Source organism: Rheinheimera sp., from assembly GCF_965283995.1.
GTDB lineage: Bacteria > Pseudomonadota > Gammaproteobacteria > Enterobacterales > Alteromonadaceae > Pararheinheimera.
This window is the reverse complement of the sequence record NZ_CBDIQG010000001.1, coordinates 1,000,943-1,014,425: the sequence shown is the minus strand read 5'-3', so window position 1 is coordinate 1,014,425 and position 13,483 is coordinate 1,000,943. Positions and strand designations below refer to the sequence as shown.

Sequence of the window (13,483 nt, the reverse complement as noted above, 5' to 3'; positions counted from 1 at the left end):
TCACTTGCCAGACGGGCAGCTGACCGGCAATGCCTGACAGCTACTGATCTTGTGCCCAACCTTGACGCCGTTGGCGGCGAACCAGCCGAGCGGCATTTCCAGCGCCGCGATCACATCACCTGGTGATTCATGTAAATCTTCACTGTTGGCAGCCATCGGCTGAATTTTGCTAATCTGCCAGTTTGGATTGATAAAGGCCACATCGAGTGCGGTTGGGGTATTTTTCATCCATAAAGTCATCGTTCTCGGCGTCTCGTATAACAGCAACATGCCATGGCGCACCGGCGCTTGTTCCATCAAGCCACGCATACGTCGTTCAACGGTGTCGGCCAGCTGCACTTGCAGCGTCTGACTGCCGGCCTGTAATGGAATTAACGGAAACACTGGTACCTCGGCCTTTGATACATCAACCTGGCATCCTAGCAAGGGTAACACGCACAACCAGCTGACTAACCGCATCGAAAAATACTCCTTCATTTTCTTTTATTGTGCCGCTGGCTCAGGCAGAAATGCAATGCATCTGGCAGAAGTTACACAGCAAAAAGCCGGGTTTCCCCGGCTTTTCGACCTACTGACTGCGGATTTACGCAGTCAGTGCCTGACGTGGGTCGACGTAGCTCAGGTTCAGCGCTTCAGCAACATGCTGATTGACGACCTGGCCGTTGATCACGTTCAGACCGTTTAACAGATGTTGATCGTCCAGCAGTGCCTGTTTATAACCTTTGTTTGCCAGTTTAATGATAAATGGCAGTGTGGCGTTATTCAGTGCAAACGTAGATGTACGTGGCACTGCGCCTGGCATGTTCGCAACACAATAATGCACCACATCATCGACAATAAAGGTTGGTTCTGCGTGCGTGGTAGCGCGAGATGTCTCAACACAACCACCCTGGTCAATGGCCACATCGACAATGGCTGAGCCGGCTTTCATCTTGCGGATGTGCTCGCGCGTTACCAGTTTCGGTGCGGCGGCGCCAGGAATTAATACGCCACCGATGACTAAATCGGCTTCCAGAATGTGTTTTTCCAACGCATCGGCAGTGGAGTAAATCGCTTTGACGGCGCCATTAAATTGCGCGTTGATGCGGCGTAACACGTCCACAGAGCGGTCCAGTACCACCACATCGGCACCGAGACCAATCGCCATTTGTGCAGCATTGGTACCGACCATACCACCACCGATCACCACAACTTTGGCTGGTTCAACACCAGGTACGCCGCCTAACAACATGCCACGGCCAGCACAGGATTTTTCTAAAGCACGGGCACCGGCCTGAATCGACATCCGGCCAGCAACTTCAGACATTGGCGCCAATAAAGGTAAACCGCCACGGCTGTCAGTGACCGTCTCATAAGCGATACAAATGGCTTTTGATTTGATTAAGTCTTCAGTTTGCGGCAGGTCTGGTGCCAGGTGTAAGTAAGTAAACAGGATTTGGCCTTCACGTAACATGGCACGTTCAACGGCTTGTGGCTCTTTCACTTTCACAATCATTTCTGCGATCGCAAAGATCTCAGCGGCAGAATTCAAGACTTGGGCGCCTGCAGCCTGGTACTCGGCATCGCCGCAACCAATACCGTCGCCTGCATTGTGTTCAACGTAAACAGTGTGACCATGTGCCACCAGTTCACGCACGCTGGCTGGAGTCATACCGACGCGGTATTCGTGGTTTTTAATCTCTTTTGGTACGCCAATAATCATAAAAGTCGCCTTTCTGAGCTGTTGTAGGGGGAGGGATATTTTTCGCTAGTATAAAGACATAAATGTAGAATTGCTGGTTGTTTTATTTTGATATGGCAGCATAATATATCGCAAATACTAAAATATCAGGATATATGACTTGCCAGCCATGACGCAGCCCAACGGGCGTAAACTGGACCGTATTGATCGGAAAATTCTGACTGAATTACAAAACGATGGTCGTCTTGCCAATGTTGAACTGGCGAAGCGGGTAGGGCTCAGCCCGACACCCTGCCTGGAGCGGGTGCGTAAGCTGGAGCAGGAACAGTTTATTCTCGGTTATAACGCCAGGGTCGACCCGAACAAAGTCGGCGCGGCGCTGTTAGTTTTTGTTGAAATTACCTTGAGTAAAACCTCGCCGGAAGATTTTGACGAATTCAATAAAGCGGTACAAAAACTGGATGAAATTCTGGAATGCCATCTGGTATCCGGCAGCTTTGACTTCCTGTTGAAAACCCGGGTTGCCAATATGGCAGCCTACCGGGAATTGCTCGGTGAGACCTTATTGCGCCTGCCCAGCGTGCGTGAAAGCAGAACCTATGTTGTGATGGAAGAAGTCAAACAAACGACTTTTGTTGCAGTGCGGGGCTGAAAGCGGCAATACTGGATAAAAAATCAGCAAAGGCCCGTCCGGCGCTGTTTTCTGACGTGGAAATATGTGCAGCGGCAAAGGCAGTCTGGTATCTTTGCTGCGTTTATCGAATGTCTTTCATAGGGTCATGCTGTTGCAAGCTAAAACTGTATTTTCGCTGAACGGAGTCCAGCGCCTGGTCGAAGTCGGATTGATTGCCTGTCTGGGCATCGCCGCGTTTATGTTGCTGGCTCTGCTGAGTTTTGACCCGGCCGATCCAAGCTGGACACAAACCGGCTATCACAGTGATATCCGCAATATCGCCGGCCCGGTTGGCGCTGAAGTCGCCGACATTCTGTTTGCCGTATTTGGCTGGTTGTCGTATCTGGTGCCGCCGTTTCTGGCGTTTTGCGGCTACCTGCTATTTCGCCGTTTTACCGATTTGTTGTCGCTGGATTATTTTGTCCTCGGCATGCGTTTGCTTGGTTTATTGCTGACTGTGATCAGCGCTTGTGCCATCAGCAGTATCAATTTCGACGATATCTTTATGTATTCGAGCGGGGGGGTGGTTGGCGATGTGTTAGTCGCATTGCTGCTGCCACAACTGAGCTTTGTTGGTTCCAGCCTGCTGTTATTATGTAGTTTTTGTATTGGCCTGACGCTGTTAACCGGTATTTCCTGGCTGACGGTGGCCGATCAGCTCGGCGCCCTGACCGTCAGCATTGCCCGCCATCTGTGGAATTTTAATGCCAGCCGCGATGCATTGCTGCGCCGGCTCAGACCTAAAGCAAAACTGGTTGCCCCTTTACAACGCACAGATTTAAAAGTACCGCCTTATCAGGCACCAGAGAAAGCGCAGCCTGTTGCCGCAGTCACTGTTACCGCAGTTTCCGCCCCTGCAGAGCAACAGCTCGAGAGCAGCTCGACGCTGCGGATTGAACCTGAATTCAGTGTTGCTGATAGCAGCGAAGCAGAGCGTGTTCAGGTGTTTGACACCGACATGCCGCATTTCAGTGCATACCAGCCGGTCGCCGCAGATGTGTCAGTGGTCGAGCCGGTCCTGTCGGCCAACACAGATCCAATGCCAGCGGTTGTAGCTCAGCCCAAAGCGGCCAGCCCGATTAAGGTAGATCCGTCGGTGCAGAGCCGGGCTTTTTTCCCGGAAGCGGGTGCCAGGGTCGAACCATTGCCCATTCAGCCGCTCGATATCCGTACCGAAGCGCGTGCTTTTGTCAGTATCGATGAAATTGCCGACGATGAACTGAGTTACAGTGCTATTGACGAAAGTTACGCCGACGATGAATTGGCACAGAGTTTCCTGCATACCCAATCACCTTCGCAGGTTATTCCGCCAGTTCAGCCGTTAGCGATAGAAGAAGATGACGATGCGCAGGACGAAGTGTTGTATCCGCAACAGCAAACACCGGTCGATGCATTGCCGTCAATCAGTCTGCTGGAACGGCCAAACCGCACCGTGAATCCAATCTCCGCAGAAGATCTGGAACGGGTGTCGCGGCTGGTTGAAGTAAAGTTACTTGATTTTAATGTCGACGCTAAAGTGGTCGGGGTTTATCCGGGACCCGTGGTTACCCGGTTTGAACTTGATCTGGCCCCAGGCGTGAAAGTGTCGAAAATCACCGGATTATCTAAAGACTTAGCCCGTTCCCTTTCGGCAATCAGCGTGCGCGTTGTCGAAGTGATCCCGGGCAAATCTTTTATCGGTCTGGAATTACCTAATCAACATCGCGAAATTGTCCGCTTGTCTGAAGTGATCGGGGATGAGGTTTTTGAACAATCAAAATCACCGTTAACGATGGTGCTGGGCAAAGACATTGCCGGTAAGGCGGTGGTGGCGGACCTGGCGAAGATGCCGCACTTACTGGTCGCCGGTACCACCGGCTCTGGTAAGTCAGTTGGCGTTAACGTGATGATTTGTAGTTTGCTGTATAAATCGACGCCCGATGATGTACGGTTCCTGATGATTGACCCGAAAATGCTCGAATTGTCGGTTTATGAAGGGATCCCGCATTTGCTGACTGAAGTCGTCACGGACATGAAAGAAGCGGCCAATGGCCTGCGCTGGTGTGTCGGTGAGATGGAACGGCGTTATAAATTGATGTCGATGCTGGGGGTGCGTAACCTCAAAGGCTACAATGCCAAAGTCGCTGAAGCCATTGCCGACGGCAAGCCGCTGCGCGATCCGCTGTGGAAAGCATCGGACGATATGCGCACCGAGCCGCCGATGCTGGAGAAATTGCCATCAATTGTCGTGGTGATCGACGAATTCGCCGACATGATGATGATTGTCGGTAAAAAGGTGGAAGAACTGATTGCCCGGATCGCACAAAAAGCCCGTGCGGCCGGTATTCACCTGGTCCTTGCAACACAGCGGCCGTCGGTTGATGTGATCACCGGTCTGATTAAGGCCAATATTCCGACCCGCATCGCTTTCCAGGTCTCGTCAAAAATTGACTCCCGCACCATTTTGGACCAGCAGGGCGCTGAAAGCCTGTTAGGCCAGGGCGACATGTTGTATTTACCGCCAGGCTCTGGCGTGCCGAATCGTGTGCACGGTGCTTTTGTCGACGACCACGAAGTGCATGCCATAGTCGCGGACTGGAAAACCCGCGGCCGACCAAACTATATTCCGGAAATCTTGTCCGGCGAAACCACCGAAGAAAACCTGTTACCCGGTGAAACACTGGAAGATGAAGATGCCGAAGCTGATCCGCTGTTTGACCAGGCGGTGGCCTTTGTCACTGAAAGCCGGAAAGCGTCAGTGTCCGGTGTGCAGCGTCGTTTCCGTATCGGTTATAACCGCGCTGCACGCTTAGTTGAAACGATGGAACAGGTTGGAATTGTCAGCGGTCCAGGCCATAACGGCAACCGCGAAGTGTTAGCGCCACCACCGCCAAAAGGGTTTTAAATGAAGCATTCAGTGATTGCATTAAGTCTGTTGTTCGCCTCAGGGCTGGTTCACGCGGCAGAAACGGCGGCAGAACAGCTCAAATATAAACTGGCGCGGCTTAACAGTTATCAAGCCAGTTTCCAGCAAACCGTCACTGACGCCACTAACAAGAAAGTGCAGGAAGGTGAAGGCTATCTGAGCCTGAAGCAACCGGCGTTATTTCGCTTTGAAACCATCAGTCCGACGCCGAACCTGTTGATCGGCGACGGGAAAACACTGTGGCATTATGATGAGACGCTGGAAGAGCTGAAAGTCTATGACGCCACCAAAGAAGTCGATAAAACGCCTTTTGTGTTGCTGACATCCAGCGATGCCAAACTCTGGGCCTTGTATAACGTCACCGGTGAAGGCGAAACGTTTGCCATCACGCCAAAAGATAAAAATAATCCGGTACAAAAACTGACGTTGCAGTTTTCCGGTGTTGGCCTTGCCAAGATGGCGGTAGCCAGTCAGGACGGCCAGACCAGCAGCTTTGAATTCATTGCGATGCAAAGCAACGTCAATATTGACACTGCCCAGTTCAAATTCAGTGCGCCGACCGGCGTTGATATTGTTGATCTGCGCGGCAAGTGAGCAATCTGTCCTTTAGTTTTGCGCCGGACGTGCGGCCGTTGGCTGCACGGTTAAGGCCCAAAACCCTGCAAGACTATGTCGGCCAACAGCATCTGGTTGGTCCGGATACGCCGCTGCGCCGTGCTATCGATGCTGGTCAAATTAGTTCGTTGATTTTGTGGGGCCCACCAGGGACTGGCAAAACCAGTCTGGCCGAACTGATCGCCGCCAGCGCAGATGCAGCGATAGAAAAGATTTCTGCGGTAACAGCCGGTATCAAAGAAATTCGTGAAGCCATCGACAATGCGCGGATCCGGCTGCAGCAAGGCCAGCGGACTTTATTATTCGTTGATGAAGTGCATCGGTTTAATAAAAGCCAGCAGGATGCGTTTTTACCGCATATTGAAGATGGCACTATTGTGTTTATTGGCGCCACCACTGAAAACCCGTCGTTTTCACTGAATAACGCTTTGTTGTCGCGCGCCCGGGTCTGTGTGCTGCGCAAAATCACCAGCGATGATTTACGCCAATTACTGCAGCGGGCTCTGAACGACGACAAACTTGGCCTCGCAGGCGCTGTGAGCCTGCAGCCGCATGCCGCAGAGCTTTTACTACAACTGGCCGATGGCGATGCACGCAAGATGCTGAATCTGCTGGAGCTCGCCGCCCAAAGCTCAGGCGACGGGATCATCAGTACGGAGTTGCTGAAACAGTTGGTGGAGCGGCAACTGCCTGGTTTTGATAATCAGGGTGAGCTGTATTACGACCTGATCTCTGCGTTTCACAAGTCGGTGCGTGGTTCGCAGCCGGACGCAGCCTTGTATTGGTACTGCCGTATTTTAGAAGGCGGCGGTGATCCGCTGTATGTCGCAAGACGCTTGCTGGCGATTGCGTCAGAAGATATCGGCAATGCTGATCCGCGCGCGTTGTCGTTGGCGCTGGCTGCTTTTGATACCTTTCAGCGTGTCGGACCCGCTGAAGGCGAGCGGGCGATCGCTCAGGCGGCTGTCTATTGTGCGCTGGCCCCAAAGAGTAATGCGTTATACAGCGCTTTTAATCAGATGCGTGCTTTTGTCCGCGAACAACCCTCATTTGACGTACCGATCCAATTGCGGAATGCCGCCAGCGGTCTATTAAAACAGCTGGGTTACGGCGAAGGCTATCGCTATGCCCACAACGAACCTGGCGCTTATGCCGCCGGCATGACCTATCTGCCGGCAGAAATGCAGGGCATGCAGTTTTATCAACCGACCGATCGCGGGTTGGAGAAGCAGCTCGGCGAAAAACTACGTTACCTGCAGCAGTTAGATGCACAGGCGCAACAGGCACAACATGGCGGACCCGCAGATGTGGATTAACTATGCAGCGATTGCAGTGGGTGGCGCCGCCGGTGCCTGCCTGCGTTTTGCACTCAGTGAAGCCATGTTGCATCTTTTTGGCCGGGCATTTCCTTTTGGCACATTGCTGGTTAATATTCTTGGCTCTTTTGCCATTGGGCTGCTTTATGGTTTAATCCTGACCGAGCAGTTAACGCCGAATCCATGGCGGATCTTTATCGGCATTGGTATCTTGGGTGCATTTACCACCTTTTCAACGTTCTCGATGGACACTGTGTTGATGCTGCAGCAGGGCGCTTTTGTTAAAGCGACGCTGAATGTGCTGGCCAACGTGGTGTTGTGTTTAACCCTGACCTGGCTTGGTATCAAGCTGGGGACTATGAAGTAAGCAAACATGTTAGATAGCAAATATTTACGTGCCGAACTGGCCGAAACTGCCGCGCGTCAGGCTACCCGTGGCTTTGTACTGGATGTCGAAAAAATCAATGCGCTGGAATTGCAACGGCGTGAATTGCAGGTGGCTACTCAGGAACTGCAGAATCAGCGTAATAGCAAATCTAAAGCGATTGGCCAGGCCAAAGCGCGTGGCGAAGATATCACACCGTTGCTGGCTGAAGTGGATGGACTCGGTGCCGAATTAGATCGCGCCAAGCTGCAATTGGATGCCGTGTTGGCTGAGCTTGATGCTATTGCCGCGACAATCCCCAATTTACCGGACTTATCGGTGCCGGTTGGCAACGATGAACAGGGTAACGTCGAAGTGCGCCGTGTCGGCACGCCACGTCAGTTTGACTTTGACGTGAAAGATCACGTGGCGCTTGGCGAAGCACTGGATAAAGGCCTTGATTTTGAAAGTGCGGTGAAAATCGCCGGTTCACGTTTTGTCGTGATGAAAGGCCAAATCGCCCGTCTGCACCGTGCACTGACTCAGTTTATGCTGGATCTGCATACCGAACAGCACGGCTACACTGAAATGTATGTGCCGTATCTGGTGAACAAAGATTCACTGTTTGGCACCGGTCAGTTGCCGAAATTTGGTGCCGATCTGTTCCACACCCAGCCAGCGACCGAAGAAGGCGTCGGCATGAGCCTGATCCCAACCGCTGAAGTGCCGGTAACCAATCTGGCGCGCGATCGCATTTATGATCTGGCTGAACTGCCGGTCAAAATGACGGCACATACGCCTTGTTTTCGCAGTGAAGCCGGTTCATACGGCCGCGATACCCGTGGCCTGATCCGTCAGCATCAGTTTGATAAAGTCGAACTGGTGCAACTGGTACATCCGGCGCAATCGATGGCTGCACTGGAAGAACTGACCGGTCATGCGGAAAAAGTGCTGCAGTTGCTAGAGCTGCCTTACCGGGTCATGTTGCTGTGCACCGGTGATATGGGCTTTGGCTCTTGCAAAACCTACGATCTGGAAGTTTGGTTACCTGCGCAAAACACCTATCGTGAAATCTCCTCTTGCAGCAGCATGGGCGATTTCCAGGCCCGTCGTATGCAAGCGCGTTTCCGCCCGGAAGAAGGCAAAAAGCCTGAGCTGCTGCATACATTAAACGGTTCAGGTCTGGCGGTCGGCCGGACACTGGTAGCGATTCTGGAAAACTGCCAACAGGCTGATGGCTCTATCGCGATCCCGGCAGTATTACAGCCTTATATGGCTGGTAAAACCGTGATTGCCTGATCTGCCAGGATGCCGGCGGCGCATGTCGCCGGCTCAGTTGATAATTTGAAAGGTCCAGGGTGAGATGACAGAACCGCAAAAACAACAGCCTGCAGAGCAGCGTAATCCGGGAATCACAAAAAAAGTGGTGGTCAAACGGACCCGGACCAGTCCGGTGAAAGTGTTTCTGCGCACCGTGTATTGGTTGATTACGCTGTCCATTCTTGCCATTGTGCTTTATATCAGCTTTGAAGCGGGCTGGATGATTTATAAAAACACCGCACACTAAATCATTGTTCAAAGCGGTGTTTTTGGCTAAGTGACGTTGCTATCAGGCCGGCATCAGAGGCACTTGGCCGGCTTAGGTAAACCTGCGATCCGGGTCGCTTGCTTGGCGGGCCCCTCCGGAAACAACATAAACAGATATTTACTGTTACCTTTTTCCGGGCCCAGTTTCTCCGCCATGGCTTTGACCAGAATGCGGATGGCCGGAGAGGTGTGGTACTCCTGATAAAAATCCCGCACAAACCAGACCACTTCCCAGTGTGCCGGAGTCAGGTCAATGGCTTCGAGTCTGGCAAATTCCTGCGCCAACGCCTCAGTCCAGCAGTGCAGGTCAGCAAGATAACCATGTTTATCTAACACGACGCCTGCCAAAGCGTTGTCGGCGTTTGCGATTAGTTCTGACATAAAATTACCTGTGTCGCCTGTAAAGTCAGTTCAACCCACTGGCTGTCGCTGAGTCTTTGAACCTCGGCAGGGCAAGCCAGGCCCCGAGCCTGCAAATCGTTGTCGAGCACACAGAGCTGACAGGGCCACTGCTGAGGCTCTAACAACAGATACACCGCATCCTGGCGCAGTAATGCATAATCCTCTGCGCCGGCCAATGACAGCAACGCTGGTACTGTGGGATGAGTTAGCTGGAATAATCGCATCAATGCACCAAAATATGGCTGGCAGCGTCCAGCAACTGTTGTTGAGCGCTTTGGTCGACGACCTGCACTGGTATCCGTAATTGCGCTGAGGTTAGTTGATACTGCTGCAATGAATGCTGACAAACGCAGATGGCAGCAATGTCATAGAGATCAAACAGTTTTTGGCTGACGGTGAAATCTTTGACAGCAACCGTGGCCTGAAGAGGCAGCAATTGTAATACCGCCGGTCCCCGATAGAGCAAAGTCACTTCGTGTTCGGTTGCGGCCAGTGCTAACGACAGATCCTGCGCTTCGCGGGCTGTCGCGGCTTCGAAGGCACTGGTTTGGTGGACGAGCAGAATTTTTGCCATCAGAACTGTACCACCCGGTCGGCATTTTCCAGCCGCATGCCAAATTCGGCGAGGCCGGCTAAAGTGAAACCGGGTCTGACTTTGGTAAAGCCACGTTTCTCTGCTGCGGTTGCGCAATACAGCAATGGAATTTGGTTTGACTCCGCAAAAGCGATCAACCGGCCTGCCAGATCTGGCTCATCGGCTGGTAAATCGATGTCGGCGCAAATGGCTTGGACGGCCTGCTGATAAAAAAACAGATGATTGATCTGGTGCCCGAGTTGTAGTGCCGCACTGGCAAAACGCAGCACATCATCAAGCACCGGGCTGGCATAACAGTCTGACTGAATATACAACACGAAGCTGGCCATAGGCTCCAACAAAAAAATGCCCCGAAAGCGGGGCATTTTAAAGCATCCTCAGACGGTTGTCGTTAGTCGTCGTTGCCAAAAACACCCAGCAACTGCAGCAATGAAGTGAACAGATTAAAAATGTTCAGATACAGGCTGACCGTTGCCCGGATGTAGTTGGTTTCGCCGCCGTTGATGATGCGGCTGGTATCAAACAAAATCAGACCCGACATAATCAATACAACCACCGCATTGATCGCCAAATGCAGCGCCGGTACCTGGAAGAACAGGTTGGCAAGACCAGCGATAATGACCAGTACCAGGCCAACAAACAAAAAATTGCCCATGAACGAGAAATCTTTTTTGCTGGTCAGGGTATAAGCCGACAAACTGAAGAAAATCAGGGCAGTTGCACCAAAGGCCTGCATGATCAATTCAGAGCCGTTTGGTAGAGCGGCAAAACGATTCAGCATCGGGCCAATAGACGCGCCCATGACGGCAGTAAAGACAAACACCCAGGCGATACCTGAGGCTTTATCTGCGGTTTTCATCACGACAAATACCAAAGCAAATGCCAGCAGTGATAAACCGATTCCGGCCATCGCGCTTAATTCGAGTGCCATCGAGATCCCGGCGGCAACGGCGCTGCCGGTCAGTGTCATCGCCAGTAACATATAAGTGTTACGCAGGACTTTGTTGATAGCTGCGCTGTCGTGACCAGACAGCACCTGTGATTGTTGATATTGCATAGACTCTCCTTGGTTATATAACGACTATACCGAATCCGAGCTGTTACTGTCATGTTATGCAGACCTGATGTGATGAAAAAGATTCCATTTCTGCGGCGCAGCAGTCAAAAAAACATCAGCTTGGATAAAAAATATTCTTTTAGTGAATTCAAAGCGTTAAATCGATAAAAAAACCTTTGAATTTAGCCGCGTCTTGATTAATATACGCGCCACGGAGAGATGGCAGAGCGGTTTAATGCACCGGTCTTGAAAACCGGCGAGGGTTAGTAGCCCTTCAAGAGTTCGAATCTCTTTCTCTCCGCCAAATACAAAAACCCCGCCTCAGTGCGGGGTTTTTACTTTTATGGGGTTTAATAGATCAGGCCGGCAGTGCCGGCCTGATCTATTCGTCTTATTGCACCTGACAAGCGAAGCAGACTGAGTAAATGCCATTCGGATCATTAAACTGACTCAGGACCTGCAGTTCCTGATTCAATTGCTGCATCAGTTTTTGCACTGGCGTCATCGTCACCGCTTGCTCCGGTAATAAACCCAGCATTTTGGCGCTGCCAAATAACTGCGCCATTAACTTTTCCTGCTCAGTCATTTCCTGTTCAATCAGTTGCACATCAAAATGCTTCAGACTGGCCGTTGCAGCAGCGGAAGCAATAGCGTCATCCAAAGTCCCCAGTTTATCCACCAGTCCAAGTTTTAACGCCGTTTGACCAGTCCAGACGCGGCCTTGCGCGATTTTATCCACTTGCGCTTTGTCGATATTACGGGTGGTACTGACATGAGTGATAAATTCGTCATAGCCGTTTTCGATACTGCGTTGCAGCAGTTTTTCTGCATCGGCCGGTAAGCCTTTAAAAAGCGGCAAACCAGAAGAAAAACCAGCCAGCTCAGTGGTACCCACGCCATCAACATTCAGACCCAGCGTCGTCATGGCATTTTCTGCCGTGTGAAACAGGGCAAAAATGCCGATGGAACCAGTGATCGTAGTCGGGGCAGCAAAAATCTGATCGGCAGGCGCAGCTATCCAATAACCGCCTGAGGCCGCTACGGCGCCCATCGAAGCAATCACCGGCTTGCCGGCAGCTTTTAACAGGCGGATCTCCTGAGCAATTTGTTCTGAAGCAAAAGCACTGCCGCCGCCGCTGTCGATGCGCAGAACCACTGCTTTCACTTTGTCGTCGTAGCGTGCTGTGCGCAGCAATTTAGCCGTGCTTTCACCACCGATCATACCGGCCTTAACATTGCCATCAACGATGGCGCCACGGGCAACGACCAATGCGATCTTATCTGTCAGCGGATTTACCACCGGAAACGGCGGAATGACCAGGCTTTGATAGTCTTCATAGCTGATTTGAGTGAAGGTGTGATTGTCTTTATCTTCACCAACCAACGCGATAATGTCCTGGCGGAATTCTTCGCGGGTTTTGATGGTATCGACCAGTTTGGCATCCAGTGCGTACTGGGTCATATCGCCGTTTGCGGCATTAATCCGTTCATATAGGCGGGCAAAGCTTTCATCAAAATTATCGACGGCAAAACCACGGCGGGCGGCGACCTGCTCTTTGTAGTTTTGCCAGAGTTCTGTTAACCAGACGCCATTGGCTTCTTTGGCTTCCGGTGACATATCGTTGCGGGTGAATGGTTCTACTGCCGATTTATAGGTGCCGACTTTAAAGACATGAGTGGAGATCTGCAGTTTCTCCAGCGCCGCTTTGTAATACATCGGGTAGCTGCCATAACCTTCGAGGATCACGGCTCCCATTGGATTGAGGTTAATGCTGTCGGCATAGCTGGCCAGGAAATATTGGTTCTGACTGTAATACGCGCCGGTGGCAAATACTTTTTTGCCGGCTGCTTTAAATGTTTCCAGCGCACCACCGACTTGCTGTAGTTTGTCCAAAGAGCCGCTGCCTAAATCGGATAGCGCCAGCACCATGACCTTGATCCGGTCATCTTTGGCTGCTTCGTTAATGACTTTGACTAAGTCACGAACTAAGATTTCTGGTCTTTCGTCTTCCGAACCGGTCGACTCGTTGATGGCTTTTTCCACCGGATCGACCCATTGTTTTTCTTCAACCAGATCGCCTTTTAAGTTCAACACCAGTGCAGTTTTATCATTGACTTCAACTTGTTCTTTATCGCTGAACAGTACGGCGATAAAACCAACAAACAGCAGCACAAAGACAAAATTCAGTACAAAGTTGCGGATAAACCGGAATCCCTGCCATACAGAGTGCAGCAGACGACGGATAAAACCAGGTTTTTGTTCAGACATTCAACTAACCTACGTCACA

15 protein-coding genes and 1 tRNA gene are annotated in these 13,483 nt (G+C 51.5%); 8 read left to right on the top strand and 8 right to left on the bottom strand.

Annotated elements, in window-relative coordinates; all coding sequences use genetic code 11:
* A complete protein-coding gene (locus ACQ66Q_RS04695) occupies positions 1-459 on the bottom strand; it encodes a DUF192 domain-containing protein (RefSeq protein WP_430455732.1) in 459 nt (152 codons plus the stop codon).
* Between the two features lie 124 nt (positions 460-583).
* Positions 584-1,702 carry an alanine dehydrogenase gene (gene ald, locus ACQ66Q_RS04690; protein WP_430455731.1) on the bottom strand — a complete coding sequence of 373 codons (1,119 nt, stop codon included), beginning with the start codon at positions 1,700-1,702 and terminating at the stop codon, positions 584-586.
* A 148-nt stretch (positions 1,703-1,850) separates the two neighbouring features.
* On the opposite strand from ald, the gene lrp reads away from it, so the two are divergent.
* From lrp to ACQ66Q_RS04655, 7 genes are all read left to right on the top strand, one after another.
* Positions 1,851-2,333: a leucine-responsive transcriptional regulator Lrp gene (lrp, locus tag ACQ66Q_RS04685; RefSeq protein ID WP_208933512.1), complete on the top strand. Its 483-nt coding sequence runs from the start codon at positions 1,851-1,853 to the stop codon at positions 2,331-2,333.
* A 127-nt stretch (positions 2,334-2,460) separates the two neighbouring features.
* On the top strand, positions 2,461-5,238 hold the full coding sequence (locus tag ACQ66Q_RS04680) for a DNA translocase FtsK 4TM domain-containing protein (RefSeq protein ID WP_430458535.1): 2,778 nt from the start codon (positions 2,461-2,463) through the stop codon (positions 5,236-5,238).
* Positions 5,239-5,853, top strand: a complete 615-nt coding sequence (lolA, locus tag ACQ66Q_RS04675; protein WP_430455730.1) for an outer membrane lipoprotein chaperone LolA — start codon at positions 5,239-5,241, stop codon at positions 5,851-5,853.
* Entirely contained in the window at positions 5,850-7,190 is a 1,341-nt protein-coding gene (locus ACQ66Q_RS04670; protein WP_430455729.1) for a replication-associated recombination protein A, read from the top strand. The genes lolA and ACQ66Q_RS04670 overlap by 4 nt, the downstream gene beginning before the upstream one ends.
* A complete protein-coding gene (gene crcB, locus ACQ66Q_RS04665) occupies positions 7,180-7,557 on the top strand; it encodes a fluoride efflux transporter CrcB (RefSeq protein WP_430455728.1) in 378 nt (125 codons plus the stop codon). Before ACQ66Q_RS04670 ends, crcB begins: the two co-directional genes overlap by 11 nt.
* Positions 7,558-7,563: 6 nt before the next feature.
* Positions 7,564-8,853 carry a serine--tRNA ligase gene (gene serS / locus ACQ66Q_RS04660; protein ID WP_430455727.1) on the top strand — a complete coding sequence of 430 codons (1,290 nt, stop codon included), beginning with the start codon at positions 7,564-7,566 and terminating at the stop codon, positions 8,851-8,853.
* Positions 8,854-8,917: 64 nt separating this feature from the next.
* Positions 8,918-9,121 carry a hypothetical protein gene (locus tag ACQ66Q_RS04655; protein WP_430455726.1) on the top strand — a complete coding sequence of 68 codons (204 nt, stop codon included), beginning with the start codon at positions 8,918-8,920 and terminating at the stop codon, positions 9,119-9,121.
* A gap of 53 nt (positions 9,122-9,174) precedes the next feature.
* Here the strand turns inward: ACQ66Q_RS04655 and ACQ66Q_RS04650 are convergent, their stop codons facing one another.
* Genes ACQ66Q_RS04650 through ACQ66Q_RS04630 form a run of 5 tightly spaced genes read right to left on the bottom strand, consistent with a single transcriptional unit; the run spans position 9,175 to position 11,195 of the window.
* Complete coding sequence (locus tag ACQ66Q_RS04650) at positions 9,175-9,522, bottom strand: TusE/DsrC/DsvC family sulfur relay protein (RefSeq protein WP_430455725.1); 348 nt, start codon at positions 9,520-9,522, stop codon at positions 9,175-9,177.
* The gene (locus tag ACQ66Q_RS04645) at positions 9,510-9,767 is read right to left on the bottom strand and encodes a DsrH/TusB family sulfur metabolism protein (protein WP_430455724.1); all 258 of its coding nucleotides are present in this window, start codon (positions 9,765-9,767) and stop codon (positions 9,510-9,512) included. Before ACQ66Q_RS04645 ends, ACQ66Q_RS04650 begins: the two co-directional genes overlap by 13 nt.
* Positions 9,767-10,117 carry a DsrE family protein gene (locus ACQ66Q_RS04640; protein ID WP_430455723.1) on the bottom strand — a complete coding sequence of 117 codons (351 nt, stop codon included), beginning with the start codon at positions 10,115-10,117 and terminating at the stop codon, positions 9,767-9,769. The genes ACQ66Q_RS04645 and ACQ66Q_RS04640 overlap by 1 nt, the downstream gene beginning before the upstream one ends.
* Positions 10,117-10,503: a DsrE/DsrF/TusD sulfur relay family protein gene (locus ACQ66Q_RS04635; protein ID WP_430455722.1), complete on the bottom strand. Its 387-nt coding sequence runs from the start codon at positions 10,501-10,503 to the stop codon at positions 10,117-10,119. Before ACQ66Q_RS04635 ends, ACQ66Q_RS04640 begins: the two co-directional genes overlap by 1 nt.
* A gap of 26 nt (positions 10,504-10,529) precedes the next feature.
* A complete protein-coding gene (locus ACQ66Q_RS04630) occupies positions 10,530-11,195 on the bottom strand; it encodes a Bax inhibitor-1/YccA family protein (RefSeq protein WP_430455721.1) in 666 nt (221 codons plus the stop codon).
* Between the two features lie 213 nt (positions 11,196-11,408).
* Here ACQ66Q_RS04630 and ACQ66Q_RS04625 point away from each other — a divergent pair.
* Positions 11,409-11,499 (top strand) — tRNA-Ser (locus ACQ66Q_RS04625).
* Positions 11,500-11,586: 87 nt separating this feature from the next.
* Here ACQ66Q_RS04625 and sppA read toward each other — a convergent pair.
* On the bottom strand, positions 11,587-13,464 hold the full coding sequence (sppA, locus tag ACQ66Q_RS04620) for a signal peptide peptidase SppA (RefSeq protein WP_430455720.1): 1,878 nt from the start codon (positions 13,462-13,464) through the stop codon (positions 11,587-11,589).
* Positions 13,465-13,483 lie beyond the last annotated feature (19 nt).

Bases quoted from the DNA above. Each gene is read 5' to 3' on its own strand.
- sppA (WP_430455720.1), bottom strand. From the start codon at position 13,464: ATGTCTGAACAAAAACCTGGTTTTATCCGTCGTCTGCTGCACTCTGTA.
- crcB (WP_430455728.1), top strand. From the start codon at position 7,180: ATGTGGATTAACTATGCAGCGATTGCAGTGGGTGGCGCCGCCGGTGCC.
- lrp (WP_208933512.1), top strand. From the start codon at position 1,851: ATGACGCAGCCCAACGGGCGTAAACTGGACCGTATTGATCGGAAAATT.
- ACQ66Q_RS04650 (WP_430455725.1), bottom strand. From the start codon at position 9,522: ATGTCAGAACTAATCGCAAACGCCGACAACGCTTTGGCAGGCGTCGTG.
- ACQ66Q_RS04680 (WP_430458535.1), top strand. From the start codon at position 2,461: ATGCTGTTGCAAGCTAAAACTGTATTTTCGCTGAACGGAGTCCAGCGC.
- ald (WP_430455731.1), bottom strand. From the start codon at position 1,702: ATGATTATTGGCGTACCAAAAGAGATTAAAAACCACGAATACCGCGTC.
- ACQ66Q_RS04655 (WP_430455726.1), top strand. From the start codon at position 8,918: ATGACAGAACCGCAAAAACAACAGCCTGCAGAGCAGCGTAATCCGGGA.
- ACQ66Q_RS04635 (WP_430455722.1), bottom strand. From the start codon at position 10,503: ATGCCCCGCTTTCGGGGCATTTTTTTGTTGGAGCCTATGGCCAGCTTC.
- ACQ66Q_RS04640 (WP_430455723.1), bottom strand. From the start codon at position 10,117: ATGGCAAAAATTCTGCTCGTCCACCAAACCAGTGCCTTCGAAGCCGCG.
- serS (WP_430455727.1), top strand. From the start codon at position 7,564: ATGTTAGATAGCAAATATTTACGTGCCGAACTGGCCGAAACTGCCGCG.
- ACQ66Q_RS04630 (WP_430455721.1), bottom strand. From the start codon at position 11,195: ATGCAATATCAACAATCACAGGTGCTGTCTGGTCACGACAGCGCAGCT.
- lolA (WP_430455730.1), top strand. From the start codon at position 5,239: ATGAAGCATTCAGTGATTGCATTAAGTCTGTTGTTCGCCTCAGGGCTG.
- ACQ66Q_RS04645 (WP_430455724.1), bottom strand. From the start codon at position 9,767: ATGCGATTATTCCAGCTAACTCATCCCACAGTACCAGCGTTGCTGTCA.
- ACQ66Q_RS04695 (WP_430455732.1), bottom strand. From the start codon at position 459: ATGCGGTTAGTCAGCTGGTTGTGCGTGTTACCCTTGCTAGGATGCCAG.